Here is a 15861-nt window from a genome sequence, read left to right as displayed (position 1 = left end):
TGACCCGACTGAAATTCTGCTCTTTTGAACTCATTTTTCCTTATTTTACAGAATCCTGTTTTTCGATGTGATAAAGGAATTTTATTCTTGTCACTCGTTGTTCCTACCAACCAAAACCAACTCATTTTTTCTTACTTAGATGGACATTAATTTCGAGAAAGAAGTATTTGCCCGCCGCCATAACGGACCCACTCAGGAATCAACCCAAAAAATGCTGGAGGTTATCAAAGCCGATTCTGTTGATAAGCTGATTGATGAGACTATACCCGAAGGCATTCGTCTGGACAAGCCTATGGATCTTCCTGAGGCATTAAGTGAACATGATTTTCTGACGGAATTCAAAAAACTGGCTTCCAAAAATATAATCCACAAGTCGTTTATTGGCATGGGCTACTACGATACCCTTGTTCCCAATGTCATTAAAAGAAATATCCTCGAGAATCCGGGTTGGTACACCGCCTACACACCCTACCAGGCTGAGATTGCCCAGGGCCGGCTGGAGGCACTGATTAATTTTCAAACTACTGTCAGCGACCTTACCGGGATGGAGCTGGCTAATGCTTCTTTGCTGGATGAGGGAACAGCGGCCGCGGAAGCCATGAGTATGCTGTACGGACAGCGACGAGGTAAGAAGCGTAAAGATGCGGAAGTATTTTTTGTTTCGGAGTTGTGCCATCCTCAAACCATCGAAGTGTTACAAACAAGAGCAGAGCCGATTGGGGTAGAAGTTAGAGTTGGAGACCACCATGAGCTGGATGTAACAGATCCGGAATTATTTGGAATCCTGCTTCAGTATCCGGCAACCGATGGAAGTGTGGAAGATTACACGAGCATTATTGAGGCAGCGCACGAGCACGATGTGTATGCTGTGGTAGCTGCAGATTTACTGAGCCTGACGTTATTGAAAGCTCCGGGCGAAATGGGTGCCGATGTAGTAGTCGGTTCATCACAGCGATTTGGGGTGCCGATGGGATATGGAGGACCCCACGCCGCTTACTTTGCCACCAAAGAAGATTTTCAGCGAAAAATTCCGGGACGCATCATTGGAGTAACTCAGGATGCGGAAGGTAAACCGGCTTATCGTATGGCACTGCAAACCCGTGAACAACACATTCGTCGGGAAAAGGCCACTTCGAATATTTGTACCGCCCAGGTTTTGCTTGGGGTGATGGCCGGCATGTATGCCGTTTACCATGGGCCGGAAGGACTGAAGAAGATTGCTTCCAAAATTCACGGCTTGACCAAGCTGACTAAAGCCGGATTGGAAAAAATGGGAGTGGAGGTTCAAACAGAAACCTATTTTGACACCCTGACGGTTAAGGAAAATGCCTCCAAAGTGAAGGCGGTAGCTGAAAAACAGGAGGTGAACTTTCGCTATGTGGATGAAAACACCATTGGTCTTTCTTTCGATGAAGCTAAAAATCTCGAAGACGCCGAACTGGTGTTGGCTATTTTTGCAGAAGCGCTTGGTAAGGATAACAGTTTTGATGTGCAGGCTGAATCTAAGAAGGTGAAAGTGGATTATCCCGAAAACCTGGCCCGCCAAACTGATTATCTCGACCACCCTGTTTTCAACCTATACCATTCAGAGCATGAAATGCTTCGCTATATGAAGCGACTGGAGAATAAAGACCTCTCGCTGGTACATTCCATGATTTCGCTTGGCTCCTGTACCATGAAGCTGAATGCTACAGCCGAAATGATTCCGGTGACGTGGCCTGAATTTGGTCAAATACATCCTTTTGCACCGAGAGAGCAGGCGGAAGGTTACACGCAGTTATTTGATGAATTGAACGAGTGGCTCTGTGAGATTACCGGTTTTGCAGGGATGTCGCTTCAGCCCAACTCGGGAGCTCAGGGAGAATATGCCGGATTGATGACCATCCGGGCTTATCACAAAGCCAATGGTGATGATCACAGAAATGTGGCGCTGATTCCTTCATCCGCTCATGGAACTAATCCAGCCAGTGCAGTAATGGCCGGCATGGATGTGGTTGTGGTCAAAACCGACAGTCACGGAAACATCTCCAGCGATGACCTGGAAGCTAAAGCTGAAAAATACAGTGATCGCCTGGCTGCTTTGATGATCACTTATCCTTCTACACACGGAGTGTTTGAACATAAAGTGAAAGACTTCTGTGAAATCATTCACAAACATGGCGGACAAGTTTATATGGATGGTGCAAACATGAATGCACAGGTTGGTTTGACCAGTCCCGGTGAAATCGGAGCCGATGTTTGCCACCTGAACCTGCATAAAACCTTCTGCATCCCGCATGGCGGCGGGGGACCGGGAATGGGGCCGATCGGAGTGGCTGAGCATCTAACGCCATTCCTGCCATCACACACGGTAATCAAAACCGGCGGTGAAAAAGGAGTGAATGCGATTTCGGCAGCACCCTGGGGAAGCGCAAGCATTCTTACGATATCCTATGCGTACATTCGTATGATGGGTGTAAACGGGCTAACGGATGCCACTAAATACGCCATTCTGAATGCCAACTACCTGAAGGATCGTCTTAAAGATCATTATGAAATTCTGTACACCGGAAAAACAGGCCGTTCTGCGCATGAGTTTATTGTGGATCTTCGTCCGTTTAAACAATCGGCAGGAATTGAATCCGTAGATGTAGCGAAACGTCTGATGGATTACGGCTTCCATGCCCCAACCATGAGTTTCCCGGTACCGGGTACACTGATGATTGAGCCTACTGAAAGTGAATCAGTTGAGGAGCTGGATCGGTTCTGCGAAGCAATGATTTCCATCCGTAAAGAGATTCAGGAAATTGAAGATGGCCTTGCCGACAAAGAAGACAATGTGTTGAAGCATGCCCCGCACACACAGCGCGTAATTATAGCGGATGACTGGAACCGAAGTTACTCCCGAGAAAAAGGAGCGTTCCCGCTTGAAGATCTTAAATATGATAAATTCTGGCCTTCTGTTTCCCGCGTTGATGATGCCTATGGCGATCGTAACCTGGTGTGCTCCTGTATCCCGATGTCTGCTTATGAAGAGGGCATCGAAGCCGTGTAGAACGGGAAAACATCGAACAAGGAACATCCAACATTTAAAGCTGAAAGGTTCTTTGTAGACCCTGAAATAAGAAAGAGCTGATGTCATTCCCGCGAAGGCGGGAATCTTGTTGGTGTTTATGGCTTACTTTTTTTGAACCTTGATGTGTGGGATTGTAGGAATAACAGGATTTTCAACTCGCTCCGATCGCTCTGCGTCGGAGCGAAAGTTTTGGAAGGAACTGTAATTCTTATTCCTGTTTAAAATCCTTCACCCCGGCATACACCGGAACATCCATTCGGTTTTGTTTGGGCACGAGCGGACAGGAATACGTGGAGTTATATACACAATAGGGGTTGTAAGCTTTGTTAAAGTCAATGATTACTGAATCACTATTGGGGATCCACATCTCGAGGTAGCGCCCACCGCCGTAGGTTTCGTCTCCATTGGTTTTATCCCTGAAAGGCAAGAACAGGTAGTTTTTATACTTCTCCGTTTCCCTGAGCTCGTGACTTTGAAATACATCTAAGGAAACAGTCCGTCCATAAATAGAAAAATGAAGCTCCCCGTACTTCTCATAGGTTTTAACTTCTGAAGTGGTGGTTGGCATACCAAATGCCGGTTGGTTGGTAGTTCTTACAAACTTTGCCTTGGTATAATAGTCCAGGTTGATGGGGAAGTAATCCAGTCCGGAAAACTCCTCAAAGTCCTCTTCCTTCAACGGCGAGGTTCCCCGGTTCTGAAAGGCCTGATCTAAAGAATCCCGATGGGATTCGATTTCACTTATAATAATTGAATCCGACTGTTTTCCTACAGCAACACTCATTCCACCAAAAAACAGAACAGCGATAAATAATAGAGTTCGATACACCATAATTGGATTTAATTGCTTACTGAACTTTCAATTCGGATATCAGACTCGAGCGTACGGTGAACCGGGCATTTTTTGGATATATCCAGAAGTTTGTCCAGCTGTTCCCGGCTTAAGTCGCCTTTAATAATCAGCTCTTTTTCGATTACGTCAATTTTGCTTTCTGGGTCTTCGCAGTTCTCACAATCTTCATCATGGCGCTTGTTGTGACGAAGTTCCAAATATACATCTTCCAGCGGCCAGTTTTTACGTTCCGCATACATTTTTATCGTCATAAGCGTGCAGGAGCCTAACCCCATCAACAGGTAGTCGTAAGGGTCGGGTCCCATATTCTTTCCTCCATCCACATGTTCGGGTTCATCGGCGAGTAATTCGTGCTTCCCAGCAGTCAGTGTGGTTTTGAACTTTTCCTTTTCCGGAAGGTGGACGTGGACAATCTTCTTTGCGTTTTCTTCACTCATTTCAGAAATGTTAAATGATGAATGTTAAATTTTAAATGACAGTATGTCTCGTTCTTGAAAGAACTTAACATTTAGCATTTAAAATTTAAGATTCATAATTCCATAACAATCATCTAATCAATTCATAACACTTGGGATAACCCAAGATAACATAGGCGGGCGATCTTTGTCCCAAATAATCATCAACAGGCTATGAAAAGATCACTCGATACCGTAGTTATATCAGACGTTCACCTCGGAACCATTGGTTGCCATGCTATCGAACTGGTTCAATATCTTAATTCCATCGACCCAAAGCGAGTCATTTTAAACGGTGACTTCGTGGATATGTGGAATTTCCGCAAATATTATTGGCCCGAAGCTCACATGCACGTCATCCGTACGCTAATTACTATGATGACCAATGGTGTAGATATCTATTATTTGACGGGTAACCATGACGAAACCTTACGGAAGGTATCCAGCCTTCAGCTTGGCCCTTTGTTCATCAGAGACAAGCTGGTGCTTGAGCTGAACGGGGAAAAAGTCTGGTTCTTTCACGGAGATATTTTTGATGTAACCATGAAGCACAGCAAATGGATAGCCAAAATGGGTGGTCATGGATACGAACTACTGATTTTGCTGAACCGGTGGATGAATTACATCACTGAGAAGCTGGGGTACGGTAAATTCTCGCTCTCCAAAAAAATAAAAGACAGTGTAAAGCATGCGGTCAATTTTATAGACGATTTTGAAGTAACGGCTATGGAACTGGCCATTGCTGAAGGCTATGATTATGTAGTGTGCGGGCATATCCACCAACCTAAAATTCGCGGGTATGAGAACGATCAGGGATCGGTAATATACCTCAATTCGGGCGACTGGGTAGAGAATCTGACTTGCCTGGAATATGACGGTAATGAATGGAGCTTATATCGATATGCAGAGGATGAATTTTTGCTGGAAAACCCACGCATAAATCAGCTGATAAAAACACATACGCTCGATAAGAAACTAATGATCGGATGAAAATACTTTATGGCATTCAGGGTACCGGACACGGACATATTAGCCGGGCACGTGTGGTTCTGCCCAAGCTTCGGGAATATGCTGAAGTGGATGTACTTGTAAGTGGCTATAACTACAAAATGAATATTGACGGAGAGATTGCATATAAAGCCCGTGGTTTGAGTCTGGCATATGATAATAATGGAAGCGTGGATATGGTGGAAACTGCTTTAAATCTGCACCCCGTAGAGTTTTTGCGGGATATGCAGGCACTTCCCATTGAAGACTATGATTTTGTGGTGAATGACTTTGAGCCGGTGACCGCATGGGCCGCCAATGGAGTTGGAATTCCTTGTGTTGCCATCAGTCATCAAGCTTCATTTTTATCTGAAAAGGTACCCCGGCCTGAGAAAAAATCGTTGGTGGCAGAGCAGGTGATGAAGCACTTTGCCCCCTCTAATGCAGCTGTGGGTTCCCATTACCTGCAATACGACGACTTTATTGAACCGCCCATCATTCGCCGGCAAATCCGAAATTTGAATCCTGTTCCGGGAAGTCACATCACCGTTTACCTCCCGGCCTTCGATCATGAAACGCTGTGCAGTATTTTTAATCAGGTTCAGAAAGTAGAATGGCACCTTTTTTCTCCAAACTGTGAAGAGGTTTATACAAAAGGAAATGTGAAAGTGCACCCGGTTGGGGACGAAACGTTTCTGGAAAGTATTGAAAGTTGCCTGGGGATTGTCTCTGCAACCGGATTCGAAACCACCTCTGAAGCTATGTTTCTGGGTAAGAAGCTGCTCACCATACCCATCAAAAACCAGTATGAACAGTTATGCAATGCGGCCGCTTTAATTGAATTGGGAGGAACAGTGGTTTATCAAATAGGTCAGAACTTTACACAAACTTTATCAGACTGGATCGATAATGGTCAGATCCTGACTTTACCCGAAATATCTGATGAAGAAGAATTGGTGCAGAAAATCATCTCTGCAGGACTTGGCCGAAGTAAATGCATCGGAGAAAGAAGAGGAGAGAAGTTCGAAACGGTATTTCAATAGCGGTTAAACTGGTTAAAAGGGCATTTTCTTCATTCAACCTTCATAATAAATACCTACCTTCTGCTAACAACTAATAACAGAGGAGGTTGTTATGAAAGCCAGTCATATCTTAGTCCCTACCGATTTTTCTGAAGCTTCTCTTGAAGCGGTTAAAATGGCGGCTAAATTTGTAGAGATGTACGACAGCACCGTAGATCTCATCCACGTGATTCCGCTAATGAGCTATTATGATGAAAGCATGCAGCATTTGGGTGTACCGTTTGATATGGAAAAGGATCTGTATCCCAAAGTGCTCAAAACAGCGAACGACAAACTTCATGAAATCGCTGAGGAATATATCCCCAAAGAGCATCGCGGACAGTTGATCAACCTTGTGGGGCGTAAGCCTTCTCAGGTAATTGCGAATAAGGCCAATGAAAGCCAGTATGATTTGGTCATTATGAGCAACAAAGGAGGCCATGTTTCGGATGAAGTTCGCAGCCATGTAACTGAGAGAGTAATTCGATATAGCGAAAAGCCAGTATTAAGTATAGATGGGTCTTTCTCTGAAAATGATATCCATGAAATCCTGGTTCCGATGGATGGTTCCGGCGACTCGGTGGCACCATTAGTTGAGGCCTTTGATTTTGCCCATGCCTTTGACGCAAGCATCACATTGATGCATATTATTGAACCTTACTCATTGAGTATGGAGCTAATGCCGATTTCCCTGGAAGACAATCCTAAGGTCTATCATTCACTTATTAAAAATATCAACAAATACTTCGAAAAACATCCGGAGTTGGGATTCAGTATCCAGCGTACCGGTGTAAATTTTGAAGACCTGCTTGTGCGAGAAACCGAGAGCGGTTCGGCATCCGTGAAGTTTGTAAGCATTGTGAAGAAAGGATTCTCAGCCCATACTGAAATCTGCGATTATGCTAACAACAGTGCCGATATGGTGGTTATGAGCACCCATGGACGAACCGGCATAGCCCGCATACTTCTGGGCTCAACCACAGCCATCGTGGCACAACATCTCAAAAAACCACTGATGACACTGCGTCCGGATTAGCGGATGTCAATCAAATCAATACTAAATCTTAATGAGTGAAAGGAGCCTGTGCATGCAAAGTAGCTTGTACGGGTTTCCTGTTTTCAGGAACCGTTAAAAAGTGCTTTTATCTGGATGGGAATCCTTGTAAATTTGCAGCCCTTTCGAAACAACGAAACGGGCCCGTAGCTCAGTTGGTTAGAGCAGTCGACTCATAATCGATTGGTCGCAAGTTCAAGTCTTGCCGGGCCCACAATTATTGAGAGGGTGTAAAAACCCCCTCAATTCCCTTCTAAGCCAAAAAAAAGCCTAATTACTTACACTAAGTAAGCGAACGCAAAGGAACGAAAGTGAACACTTTCATACCCCTACATTCCCAACTACTATGTACACTACTATGTACAATTTTGGAATGGTCGTTTGCAAAGGCTGCTGAATTTAGAGTTCGCTTACCGAACTTTAATTCAGAAGGCAACTACTATGGCATTTCTAATCAAACGCGGTAAATACTACTATGTGAATTTTTACTCTGAAGACCTGGGTAAAAAGAATGTTCGGAAATCATTGGGCACCCGACACAAAGACGTTGCTCAGAAAATGGTAACTGAACTCGAAAAACTGGAATCGTTAGGCAAGATCAATCCCTTTTCGAAAGGATTCAATCCTAAGAAGGTTTTACAAAGAAACACCAGTAATGAAACCACTGATTGTAACACGGTTAGTGAATCCATTGAATTATTCTACAAATCAAAAAACCATCTCTCCCCGGCAACCATTGGAGCCTACCAGCGAGCTTTAGATCATTTTGTAGAATTAAATGAGTTATCAGATGTGCATCCAACAAATGTACTGAGCTATCATTTTGAGAATGTGATCTTCAAAAAGAGCATTACTTCTGCTACAAGGCACTATTACTTTCGACATTTCCGGTCTTGGTGGAAGTTTCTGCTGAAAAAGAACATTGTGGAGAAGGATTACTTTCCTGAGATTAAAAAGGATTTGCCAAGAATTAGAGAAAATACCCGACCCAAAATGATTTCTGAGGAAGAACTTGGAATTCTTTTTAAGAAATTCGATGATGAGTTAGCCAGAAAGAAAGACTTACCTGAATTCGATCCTAATTTAGTCCAACACTGGTTCAAACCGATTGTAGCATTGTATTTCTATGGTGGTCTCCGAAAACATGAGGCGGCTTATGACCCTGAGCTTTCGTACTCAGGACTAAAAGGTGAAAACCTGATCTATGAAAGTAAAGAGCTTAGCTACATTTCACTACCACCCACCAAAGGTAGAAAAGAACGGTTAATTCCTATCATTAATGAATTGAAGAAAGAACTGGAGGTGTATTTAAAAGTTCGTGCTAAGATTAGTCCAAGTGATTATGTGTTTATTTACACGGGTGGAAATACAAAAGGTCAACCAGTTCGTGGAATGAGAGTGTATAGGGAATTTAAACGCTACTGTAAGGAAGCCGGTATTCCAACTTCTCGTACTTTACATGGAATGAGACACCAAGCTGTAACTACTTGGATTGAGAAAGGATTTCACACGGCTGAAGCTAGTTATATGGCTGGACATTCGAGCCAGAAAGTAACGGAAAAATACACACATTTGACTGTGAAAAGACTTAAGGATAAAATGAAAGCTCTCTCCTGATTTATAAATTTATATGAGATTAAAACAATGTTATCAATTTTTAATTTGACTCTGTACCATACTCCAGGTCTTATATTGGTATTGAATTATGTTTCGAATAAAAAGAGGAAATATCATGCCATTTAAGAAAGGAGATGTTTATAAATGTCCAGATGAAAATTGTGGATGCGAGGTAACAGTAACTAAAGGAGCACCACCCAGTTGTGGTGGTAACCAAAACCCAACGTGCTGTTGTGGTAAAATTATGGAAAAGAAAGAATAACAATTAGTAATTAATGAGCCGGGTATTATGCCCGGCTTTTCTTAATAATTGAGTGGTTTGTTAAACGTATAATAGAAGTCAGTGAAATGATGAGAGAAAACCAGAATGAAAAGTATCAAGACATCACCACTTTCAAAATTGGTGAAGTAGCTCGCCGTGCAAAAGTTAATAAGGAAACCGTCCGTTATTACGAAAAACGCAGTCTCATTCCAAAACCTGACCGAAGGCGTTCCGGTTACCGTATATTTACGCAGCGGCACATTGATCAAATTAAATTTATCAAACGGGCGCAAGAGTTGGGGTTTACACTGAGTGAAATCAAGGAACTGCTGGAACTACGAATTGATGAGGACACCACTTGTTCAGAGATCAAAAGTGAAGCGCAAGAAAAATACCAAGATGTGGTGGAAAAGATCGAAGACCTACAACGAATAAAGAATACCCTGGTAGATTTAATTGATTCTTGTGCTGGGGAAGGACCTAAAGGAGACTGTCCTATTTTAAAGGCTCTTGAAGGCGAAAATAAAAACATCCTTGGTAATAAGTGAATTTTTGAAAGTGTTGATTAGATATAGATTTATAACATAATTCGTTTACGATACTTTTGAGATAAGACAATAAATTTCGTTTAAAATTGGGTTAGACTCATAATTAGTTCAACAGAATATTTGAAATTTGTCTAATTATGGATTTTGTTTATCGAATTATGTTCCATCTTTCATGGATAGAATTAATTACATATACTTGAAACGTGAAAATTTCTCTAACATATCGCTTTATTGCATCAGTGCTCAGTCTGAGTATCCTGATTGGGGTTTCGGTTCCAACCGGACTTCATGCTATGTCAAATGAACTATGTGAAGAGTTGCAGGAAATGGGAATCCATATGCAGGCTCAAAGTGAACATGCTGAAGATTGCCCAATGACTGTTGAGTTTGCCGAAGTACCGGAACACCAACATCATACTGAAACCAATGAAGATCAAGATCTTGGTATTGTTTGTGCCTGCTCTGTTGAGGAATTATCAGTTAAGACCGAAGCTCCTTTATTTCAAAAAGTAAAAGTCAAGGTTCTGGCTGTTGTCCAGATAATTGCGGAAGTTCACACAAACCAAACTGAATCCGACTATCACGCTATTCAAACTTCGGATTCCTATTCACCACCCCCCATCTTTTTAGCCAACGAGTCCTTTCTGATTTAGGGATCGGTATATCTTTTCTCCCCTAAAGTCATTCCTGTAACGTCAGGAACCTTGATTCTTGTACTATCTATTGTAAAAAATAGGCTTCAAGGTCTCAGATATCTATCGAGAGATGACCTCCTTTTTAATTGTACCGATTCATCAATAATAAACTCATGCTAAATAAAACCATCCGGTTTTTCCTGGAAAATAAGCTTGTTGCTGTACTATTCTTGCTAGTCTTAGTAGGCTGGGGACTTGCAGTAGCTCCCTTTAATTGGAATCTTGACTTTCTTCCTCGGGATCGTGTTCCTGTGGATGCTATTCCCAACCTTGGGGAGAACCAACAGATCGTGTATACCGATTGGGAAGGTCAATCTCCTCAGGATATAGAAGATCAGGTCACCTATCCTCTGACTACTCAATTACTGACTGTGCCTGGCATCAAAACCGTTCGAAGTAATTCGATGACCGGTCTTTCCATCATTTACATCATTTTCGAAGAGGATGTGGATTATTATTGGAGTCGCTCCCGCATCCTTGAAAAACTAAACTCACTTCCGGCAGGCACTATTCCTCAAACTGCAAAGCCCGCCCTTGGTCCTGATGCTACCGGACTGGGACAGATATTTTGGTACACGCTGGAAGGCAGGGATCAAAGTGGAGAGCCCGCAGGTGGCTGGGACCCTCAAGAGTTACGGTCCATACAAGACTTTTATGTGAAATACGGACTATCAGGAGCTCAAGGTGTGGCAGAAGTCGCCTCCATTGGAGGGTACGTAAAAGAGTATCAGATCGACATCGATCCAAACAAACTAAAAACGTATGGGGTTACCCTGCCTGAAGTGATCGATGCGGTTCGGAAAACCAATGCTGAGACCGGTGCCCGAACTATTGAGATGAATAACGTGGAATACCTGGTTCGGGGAATTGGGTACATAGAAAACCTGGAAGATTTGGAATCTGCTGTGGTTAAAGTAGTGGATAATACGCCCATTCGAATTCAGGACGTTGCCTTCGTAAGTATGGGGCCGGCTCCACGAAGAGGTGTGCTGGATAAGGCTGGAGCAGAAGCCGTTGGTGGAGTAGTCGTAGCCCGGCAAGGTGCCAATCCCCAGCAGGTAATTGATAATATAAAAGCACAGATCAAAGAGATTTCTGCCGGCCTGCCTGTAAAAACCCTTCAAGACGGAACCGAATCTCAAGTCACCATTGTACCATTTTATGATCGCTCTACGCTGATCTCTGAAACCTTGGGGACGCTCGAAGAAGCCCTCACGCTTCAAATACTTATTACCATTATCGTGATCGTTATAATGGTATTGAATCTGCGAACTTCGGTGCTAATTTCTGCAATGCTCCCCATCGCTGTACTCATGACCTTCATTGCCATGAAGTATTTTGGGGTGGATGCTAACATTGTGGCCCTTTCCGGGATCGCTATTGCCATTGGTACCATTGTGGATATGGGAGTCATCCTTTCTGAGAATATGCTCCGGCATTTGGAAGAAATGGAGGAAGATGAATCACTTCTGGAAGTTATATACAATGCTACTGTTGAAGTAGCCGGGGCTGTATTGACGGCCATAACCACCACCATTGTGAGTTTTCTCCCTGTCTTTACGATGATCGCTGCCGAAGGGAAACTATTCAAACCACTGGCTTACACTAAAACCTTCGCGCTGATTGCTTCCATCATCATTACAATCACACTTATCCCACCATTTGCCCATTGGTTCTTCGGGCTGAAGATCAATAATAAGAAATTAAAACTTAGTTGGAACGGTTTGCTGGTGATCGGAGGATTCATTGCCATGTTGACTGTTTCAGGCTGGGGTGGTCTGTTGATCATGGGCTTCGGACTCATCAATGGCGTGGGATTCTTTTTAGGCGAAGAATATCACAAACGAATTCCAATTCTCAACAACGTACTTTCTGTAGTGGTAGTAACCTGGCTACTTACGGAATACTGGCTTCCTTTTGGGCCATCGGTCTCTTTTGCAGGTAATTTGTTTTTTATCGTTTTAGTGATCGCCCTTATTCTTGCCACCTTCTGGCTCATCATCAAATATTATCAACCCATTATTAGTTGGTGCCTGGATCATAAAAAGATTTTTCTAACCCTTCCATCCTTTTTCGTGATTTTTGGGGTGGTAATTTGGCTGGGCTTTGCAACTACCTTTGGATTTGTAGCCAAAAGCTTTAATACGGTCGGGGTTGATATAAGCGAAACATCCGTTTGGACTTCAGCGTCCGAAGCTTTTCCAGGACTGGGTGAAGAATTTATGCCCGCCCTGGATGAAGGAGCTTTCCTTTTAATGCCTACTACGATGCCTCACGCCGGTGTAGAAGAGGCAGAAGACGTGATGCGTAAAATAGACCTGTCTGTTAACTCCATACCGGAAGTTGAAATGGTTGTTGGAAAAATGGGCCGGGCTGAATCAGCTTTGGACCCGGCACCTATCTCCATGTTCGAAAATGTGATTCAATATAAATCGGAATACAAAACGGATGAAAATGGCCGACGGATGCGATTCGAGGTCAATGATTCAGGGGAGTTTGTAAGAGATGAAGATGGAGAACTGATCCCGGATGAAAACGGTGAGTATTATCGCCAGTGGCGCGATCATATTCACTCCCCGGATGATATTTGGGATGAAATTGTAGCTTTCGCACGCATACCCGGAACTACCTCGGCACCAAAACTTCAACCCATTGAAACACGATTGGTGATGCTGCAATCTGGCATGAGAGCCCCTATGGGTGTCAAAGTAAAGGGAAGTGATCTTCAAGAAATCGAAAATTTTGGTTTACAATTAGAAGATGTCCTGAAGAATGCTGAAGGCGTAAAAGCTTCATCCGTTTTTGCGGAACGTATTGTTGGTAAACCCTATCTGGAAGTTCACTGGAACCGGGAACAATTGGCTCGTTATGGGTTATCCGTTCAGGATGTACAGCAATTTATGTCGATGGGTGTAGGTGGGATGGCAGTCTCAACCTCCGTTGAAGGGCGCGAGCGATACCCCATTCGTGTTCGTTATGCACGTGAGTTAAGAGATAACCCTGAGGCTTTAAATGAACTTTTGGTCCCCACCAAAACGGGTGTTCATGTACCTCTTTCACAACTGGCTGAGATCAAATACCGTCAAGGACCACAAGCCATCAAAAGCGAAGATACGTTTCTGGTGGGTTATGTAATCTTCGATAAATTAGATGGCTTTGCTGAAATTGAAGTGGTAGAAAATGCCAGTCGTGCTATTGAAGAGAGTGTGAACTCCGGTAACATAGCGGTTCCCGCAGGTATCAATTTTGAATTCGCGGGTAACTATGAGAATCAGGTACGAGCTGAGAAACGGCTAAGCATTATTTTGCCTATTGCGCTCGTCATTATCTTCCTGATCATGTATTTCCAATTTCGGTCTGTGGCTACTACATCCATGATCTTCAGTAGCATTTTTGTGGCCTGGGCGGGGGGATTTCTTCTTGTTTGGCTGTACGGTCAGGGATGGTTTCTGAATTTTGATCTGTTTGGTCAAAATCTTCGGGATCTGTTTCAAATGGGAACCGTGAACTTAAGTGTGGCCGTTTGGGTAGGTTTCATCGCCTTATTTGGAATTGCGGCTGACGGAGGCGTAGTGATGGCAACCTATCTCGACCAATTGTTCGATCGCAAGAAGCCGAAGACATCGGCCGAATTACGAGAAGTAGTGATAGAGGCAAGTACACGCAGAATTCGCCCGACACTCATGACGACAGCCACCACCATCCTTGCTTTGTTACCCGTCCTAACATCCACAGGCCGAGGCTCGGATATTATGGTGCCTATGGCAATCCCGAGTGTAGGTGGCATGTTCCTGCAAATCATCACATTACTGGTTATACCGGTCCTTTATTACATGTGGAAAGAATTTAAAATGAAAAAAGAATTGTCATGAAAGAAGAAAATCGATTAAGGAACATTGAATATCCAATATTGAGCAGGATGGGAAGAAAGTCTTCAGCACTCTTTGTGAAACATCTGCACGCTCTGCTATTAATTGTATTACTTGGCATAATTGCACTGCCTTTTACCGTGCAAGCTCAAACTATTGCAGAATACCAACAACAAGCAGCTAAGAATAATCCCGAGTTGAAGGCTGAATATCAGCACTATCTATCAGCTCTTGAAGAAAGTCCTATTGTTGGTACTTTGCCCGATCCGGAAGTTGCTTTTGCCTATTTCATCAGTCCGATTGAAACCAGATTGGGACCACAAAAAGCAAGGATTTCACTAACCCAAATGTTTCCCTGGTTTGGGAGCCTCTCAGATAAACGATCAATATCGGAAGCGCAGGCTAAAGCGCAATACGAAGTATTTCAGGAGACCCGAAATCGACTGTTTTATCAAACCGAGAAAGCACTTATTGAACTTTATGAGTTGGACCAAAGCTTGGAGATTGCCAACGAAAACCTCGACATCCTAAACTCATTAGTGGAGATAAGTTTGAGCCGATATGAAACAGATCAGGCTTCGCAGGTGGATGTGTTACGGGCACAAATCGAACAGGAAGACCTGAAGACGCAAATTGCTTTGCTTGAAGACAACCGGAACGTGTTAATTCAAAAGGTGAATGAGCTTTTGAATGCTGAGGAAGAACAGGTGATCGCCTTACCGGATACGTTAATCCCTGAAATGAGTATAGAAAGCGAGCCGGAATTACTGAATAAATTGGTTCAACAAAACCCGGCATTAAATCGCCTTAAATATCAGGAGGACTCCGCCCGCGAAATGAAAACGCTGGCAGTAAAAGACGGGAAACCATCCTTTGGCGTAGGTCTGGATTATATCTTCACCGGAGAACGCTCAGATGTACCAACGCTAGCTGATAATGGCAAAGATGCCATCATGGCCAGAGCCAGTTTCAAAATTCCCCTGTTCCGAAATAAATACAATGCCAAGGTTCAACAAGCAGAGCTGAATATTCAATCAGTACAGTCGCAAATAACAGACAAAGAGAACAAGCTGGAAACAGATTTATCCTCTTCGCTGAGGGACTATTATGATGCGCGGCGGCGGTTTGACTTGTATGACCAGAAGCAGATTCAACGGGTTAATCAGGCACTGAGCATTATGACACAGAACTATTCAACCGACAGTTCCAATTTTGAAGAAATTCTACGGATGCAGCGCAAGCTTTTGGGTTATCAACTTAGCCGTATTCAGGCTTTGGTAGATATGCAGGTTTCATCGGCTTTCATCGATTACCTGACGGGCAAGCACAACATTAATCTAAATAAATAGACGTGTGATTTGAGCCATGAATAGTAAGAAAAACTAATCACTACTCTAATCTCACA

Annotated in this window: 11 protein-coding genes and 1 tRNA gene; 10 read left to right on the top strand and 2 right to left on the bottom strand. The window is 43.4% G+C overall.

Features of this window, described 5'->3' with window-relative positions:
• Positions 1–139 precede the first annotated feature (139 nt).
• Positions 140–3034, top strand: coding sequence for an aminomethyl-transferring glycine dehydrogenase (gcvP, locus tag ABFW99_RS02080; RefSeq protein ID WP_349353296.1), 2895 nt, complete (start codon positions 140–142; stop codon positions 3032–3034).
• 229 nt (positions 3035–3263) lie between these two features.
• Here gcvP and ABFW99_RS02075 read toward each other — a convergent pair whose 3' ends face one another.
• Entirely contained in the window at positions 3264–3887 is a 624-nt protein-coding gene (locus ABFW99_RS02075) for a DUF1684 domain-containing protein (RefSeq protein WP_349353297.1), read from the bottom strand.
• An 8-nt stretch (positions 3888–3895) separates the two neighbouring features.
• The gene (locus ABFW99_RS02070; RefSeq protein WP_349353298.1) at positions 3896–4345 is read right to left on the bottom strand and encodes an OsmC family protein; all 450 of its coding nucleotides are present in this window, start codon (positions 4343–4345) and stop codon (positions 3896–3898) included.
• Between the two features lie 192 nt (positions 4346–4537).
• Between ABFW99_RS02070 and ABFW99_RS02065 the strand changes: the two genes are divergently transcribed.
• The 9 genes from ABFW99_RS02065 to ABFW99_RS02025 all read left to right on the top strand — a co-directional run bounded on the left by ABFW99_RS02065 (position 4538) and on the right by ABFW99_RS02025 (position 15805).
• On the top strand, positions 4538–5353 hold the full coding sequence (locus ABFW99_RS02065; protein WP_349353299.1) for a UDP-2,3-diacylglucosamine diphosphatase: 816 nt from the start codon (positions 4538–4540) through the stop codon (positions 5351–5353).
• Positions 5350–6393: a glycosyltransferase family protein gene (locus ABFW99_RS02060; protein ID WP_349353300.1), complete on the top strand. Its 1044-nt coding sequence runs from the start codon at positions 5350–5352 to the stop codon at positions 6391–6393. The genes ABFW99_RS02065 and ABFW99_RS02060 overlap by 4 nt, the downstream gene beginning before the upstream one ends.
• A gap of 91 nt (positions 6394–6484) precedes the next feature.
• The gene (locus ABFW99_RS02055; protein WP_349353301.1) at positions 6485–7447 is read left to right on the top strand and encodes a universal stress protein; all 963 of its coding nucleotides are present in this window, start codon (positions 6485–6487) and stop codon (positions 7445–7447) included.
• Positions 7448–7605: 158 nt separating this feature from the next.
• A tRNA-Ile gene (locus tag ABFW99_RS02050) sits at positions 7606–7679 on the top strand.
• Between the two features lie 227 nt (positions 7680–7906).
• The gene (locus ABFW99_RS02045) at positions 7907–9082 is read left to right on the top strand and encodes a tyrosine-type recombinase/integrase (protein WP_349353302.1); all 1176 of its coding nucleotides are present in this window, start codon (positions 7907–7909) and stop codon (positions 9080–9082) included.
• Positions 9083–9430: 348 nt separating this feature from the next.
• The gene (locus tag ABFW99_RS02040; protein ID WP_349353303.1) at positions 9431–9892 is read left to right on the top strand and encodes a MerR family transcriptional regulator; all 462 of its coding nucleotides are present in this window, start codon (positions 9431–9433) and stop codon (positions 9890–9892) included.
• Between the two features lie 203 nt (positions 9893–10095).
• Positions 10096–10545, top strand: coding sequence for a hypothetical protein (locus ABFW99_RS02035; protein ID WP_349353304.1), 450 nt, complete (start codon positions 10096–10098; stop codon positions 10543–10545).
• 155 nt (positions 10546–10700) lie between these two features.
• Positions 10701–14459, top strand: a complete 3759-nt coding sequence (locus ABFW99_RS02030) for an efflux RND transporter permease subunit (RefSeq protein WP_349353305.1) — start codon at positions 10701–10703, stop codon at positions 14457–14459.
• The gene (locus ABFW99_RS02025; protein WP_349353306.1) at positions 14456–15805 is read left to right on the top strand and encodes a TolC family protein; all 1350 of its coding nucleotides are present in this window, start codon (positions 14456–14458) and stop codon (positions 15803–15805) included. The genes ABFW99_RS02030 and ABFW99_RS02025 overlap by 4 nt, the downstream gene beginning before the upstream one ends.
• Positions 15806–15861: the final 56 nt, after the last annotated feature.

Origin of the sequence: Gracilimonas sp. BCB1 (assembly GCF_040117685.2) — a bacterium.
In the GTDB taxonomy this organism is placed as follows: Bacteria; Bacteroidota; Rhodothermia; order Balneolales; family Balneolaceae; genus Gracilimonas.
The sequence above is the reverse complement of the archived record's forward strand: the minus strand, read 5'-3'. Positions and strand labels throughout refer to the sequence as shown.

Bases quoted from the DNA above. Each gene is read 5' to 3' on its own strand.
- ABFW99_RS02040 (WP_349353303.1), top strand. From the start codon at position 9,431: ATGATGAGAGAAAACCAGAATGAAAAGTATCAAGACATCACCACTTTC.
- ABFW99_RS02055 (WP_349353301.1), top strand. From the start codon at position 6,485: ATGAAAGCCAGTCATATCTTAGTCCCTACCGATTTTTCTGAAGCTTCT.
- ABFW99_RS02065 (WP_349353299.1), top strand. From the start codon at position 4,538: ATGAAAAGATCACTCGATACCGTAGTTATATCAGACGTTCACCTCGGA.
- gcvP (WP_349353296.1), top strand. From the start codon at position 140: ATGGACATTAATTTCGAGAAAGAAGTATTTGCCCGCCGCCATAACGGA.
- ABFW99_RS02070 (WP_349353298.1), bottom strand. From the start codon at position 4,345: ATGAGTGAAGAAAACGCAAAGAAGATTGTCCACGTCCACCTTCCGGAA.
- ABFW99_RS02075 (WP_349353297.1), bottom strand. From the start codon at position 3,887: ATGGTGTATCGAACTCTATTATTTATCGCTGTTCTGTTTTTTGGTGGA.
- ABFW99_RS02030 (WP_349353305.1), top strand. From the start codon at position 10,701: ATGCTAAATAAAACCATCCGGTTTTTCCTGGAAAATAAGCTTGTTGCT.
- ABFW99_RS02060 (WP_349353300.1), top strand. From the start codon at position 5,350: ATGAAAATACTTTATGGCATTCAGGGTACCGGACACGGACATATTAGC.
- ABFW99_RS02045 (WP_349353302.1), top strand. From the start codon at position 7,907: ATGGCATTTCTAATCAAACGCGGTAAATACTACTATGTGAATTTTTAC.
- ABFW99_RS02025 (WP_349353306.1), top strand. From the start codon at position 14,456: ATGAAAGAAGAAAATCGATTAAGGAACATTGAATATCCAATATTGAGC.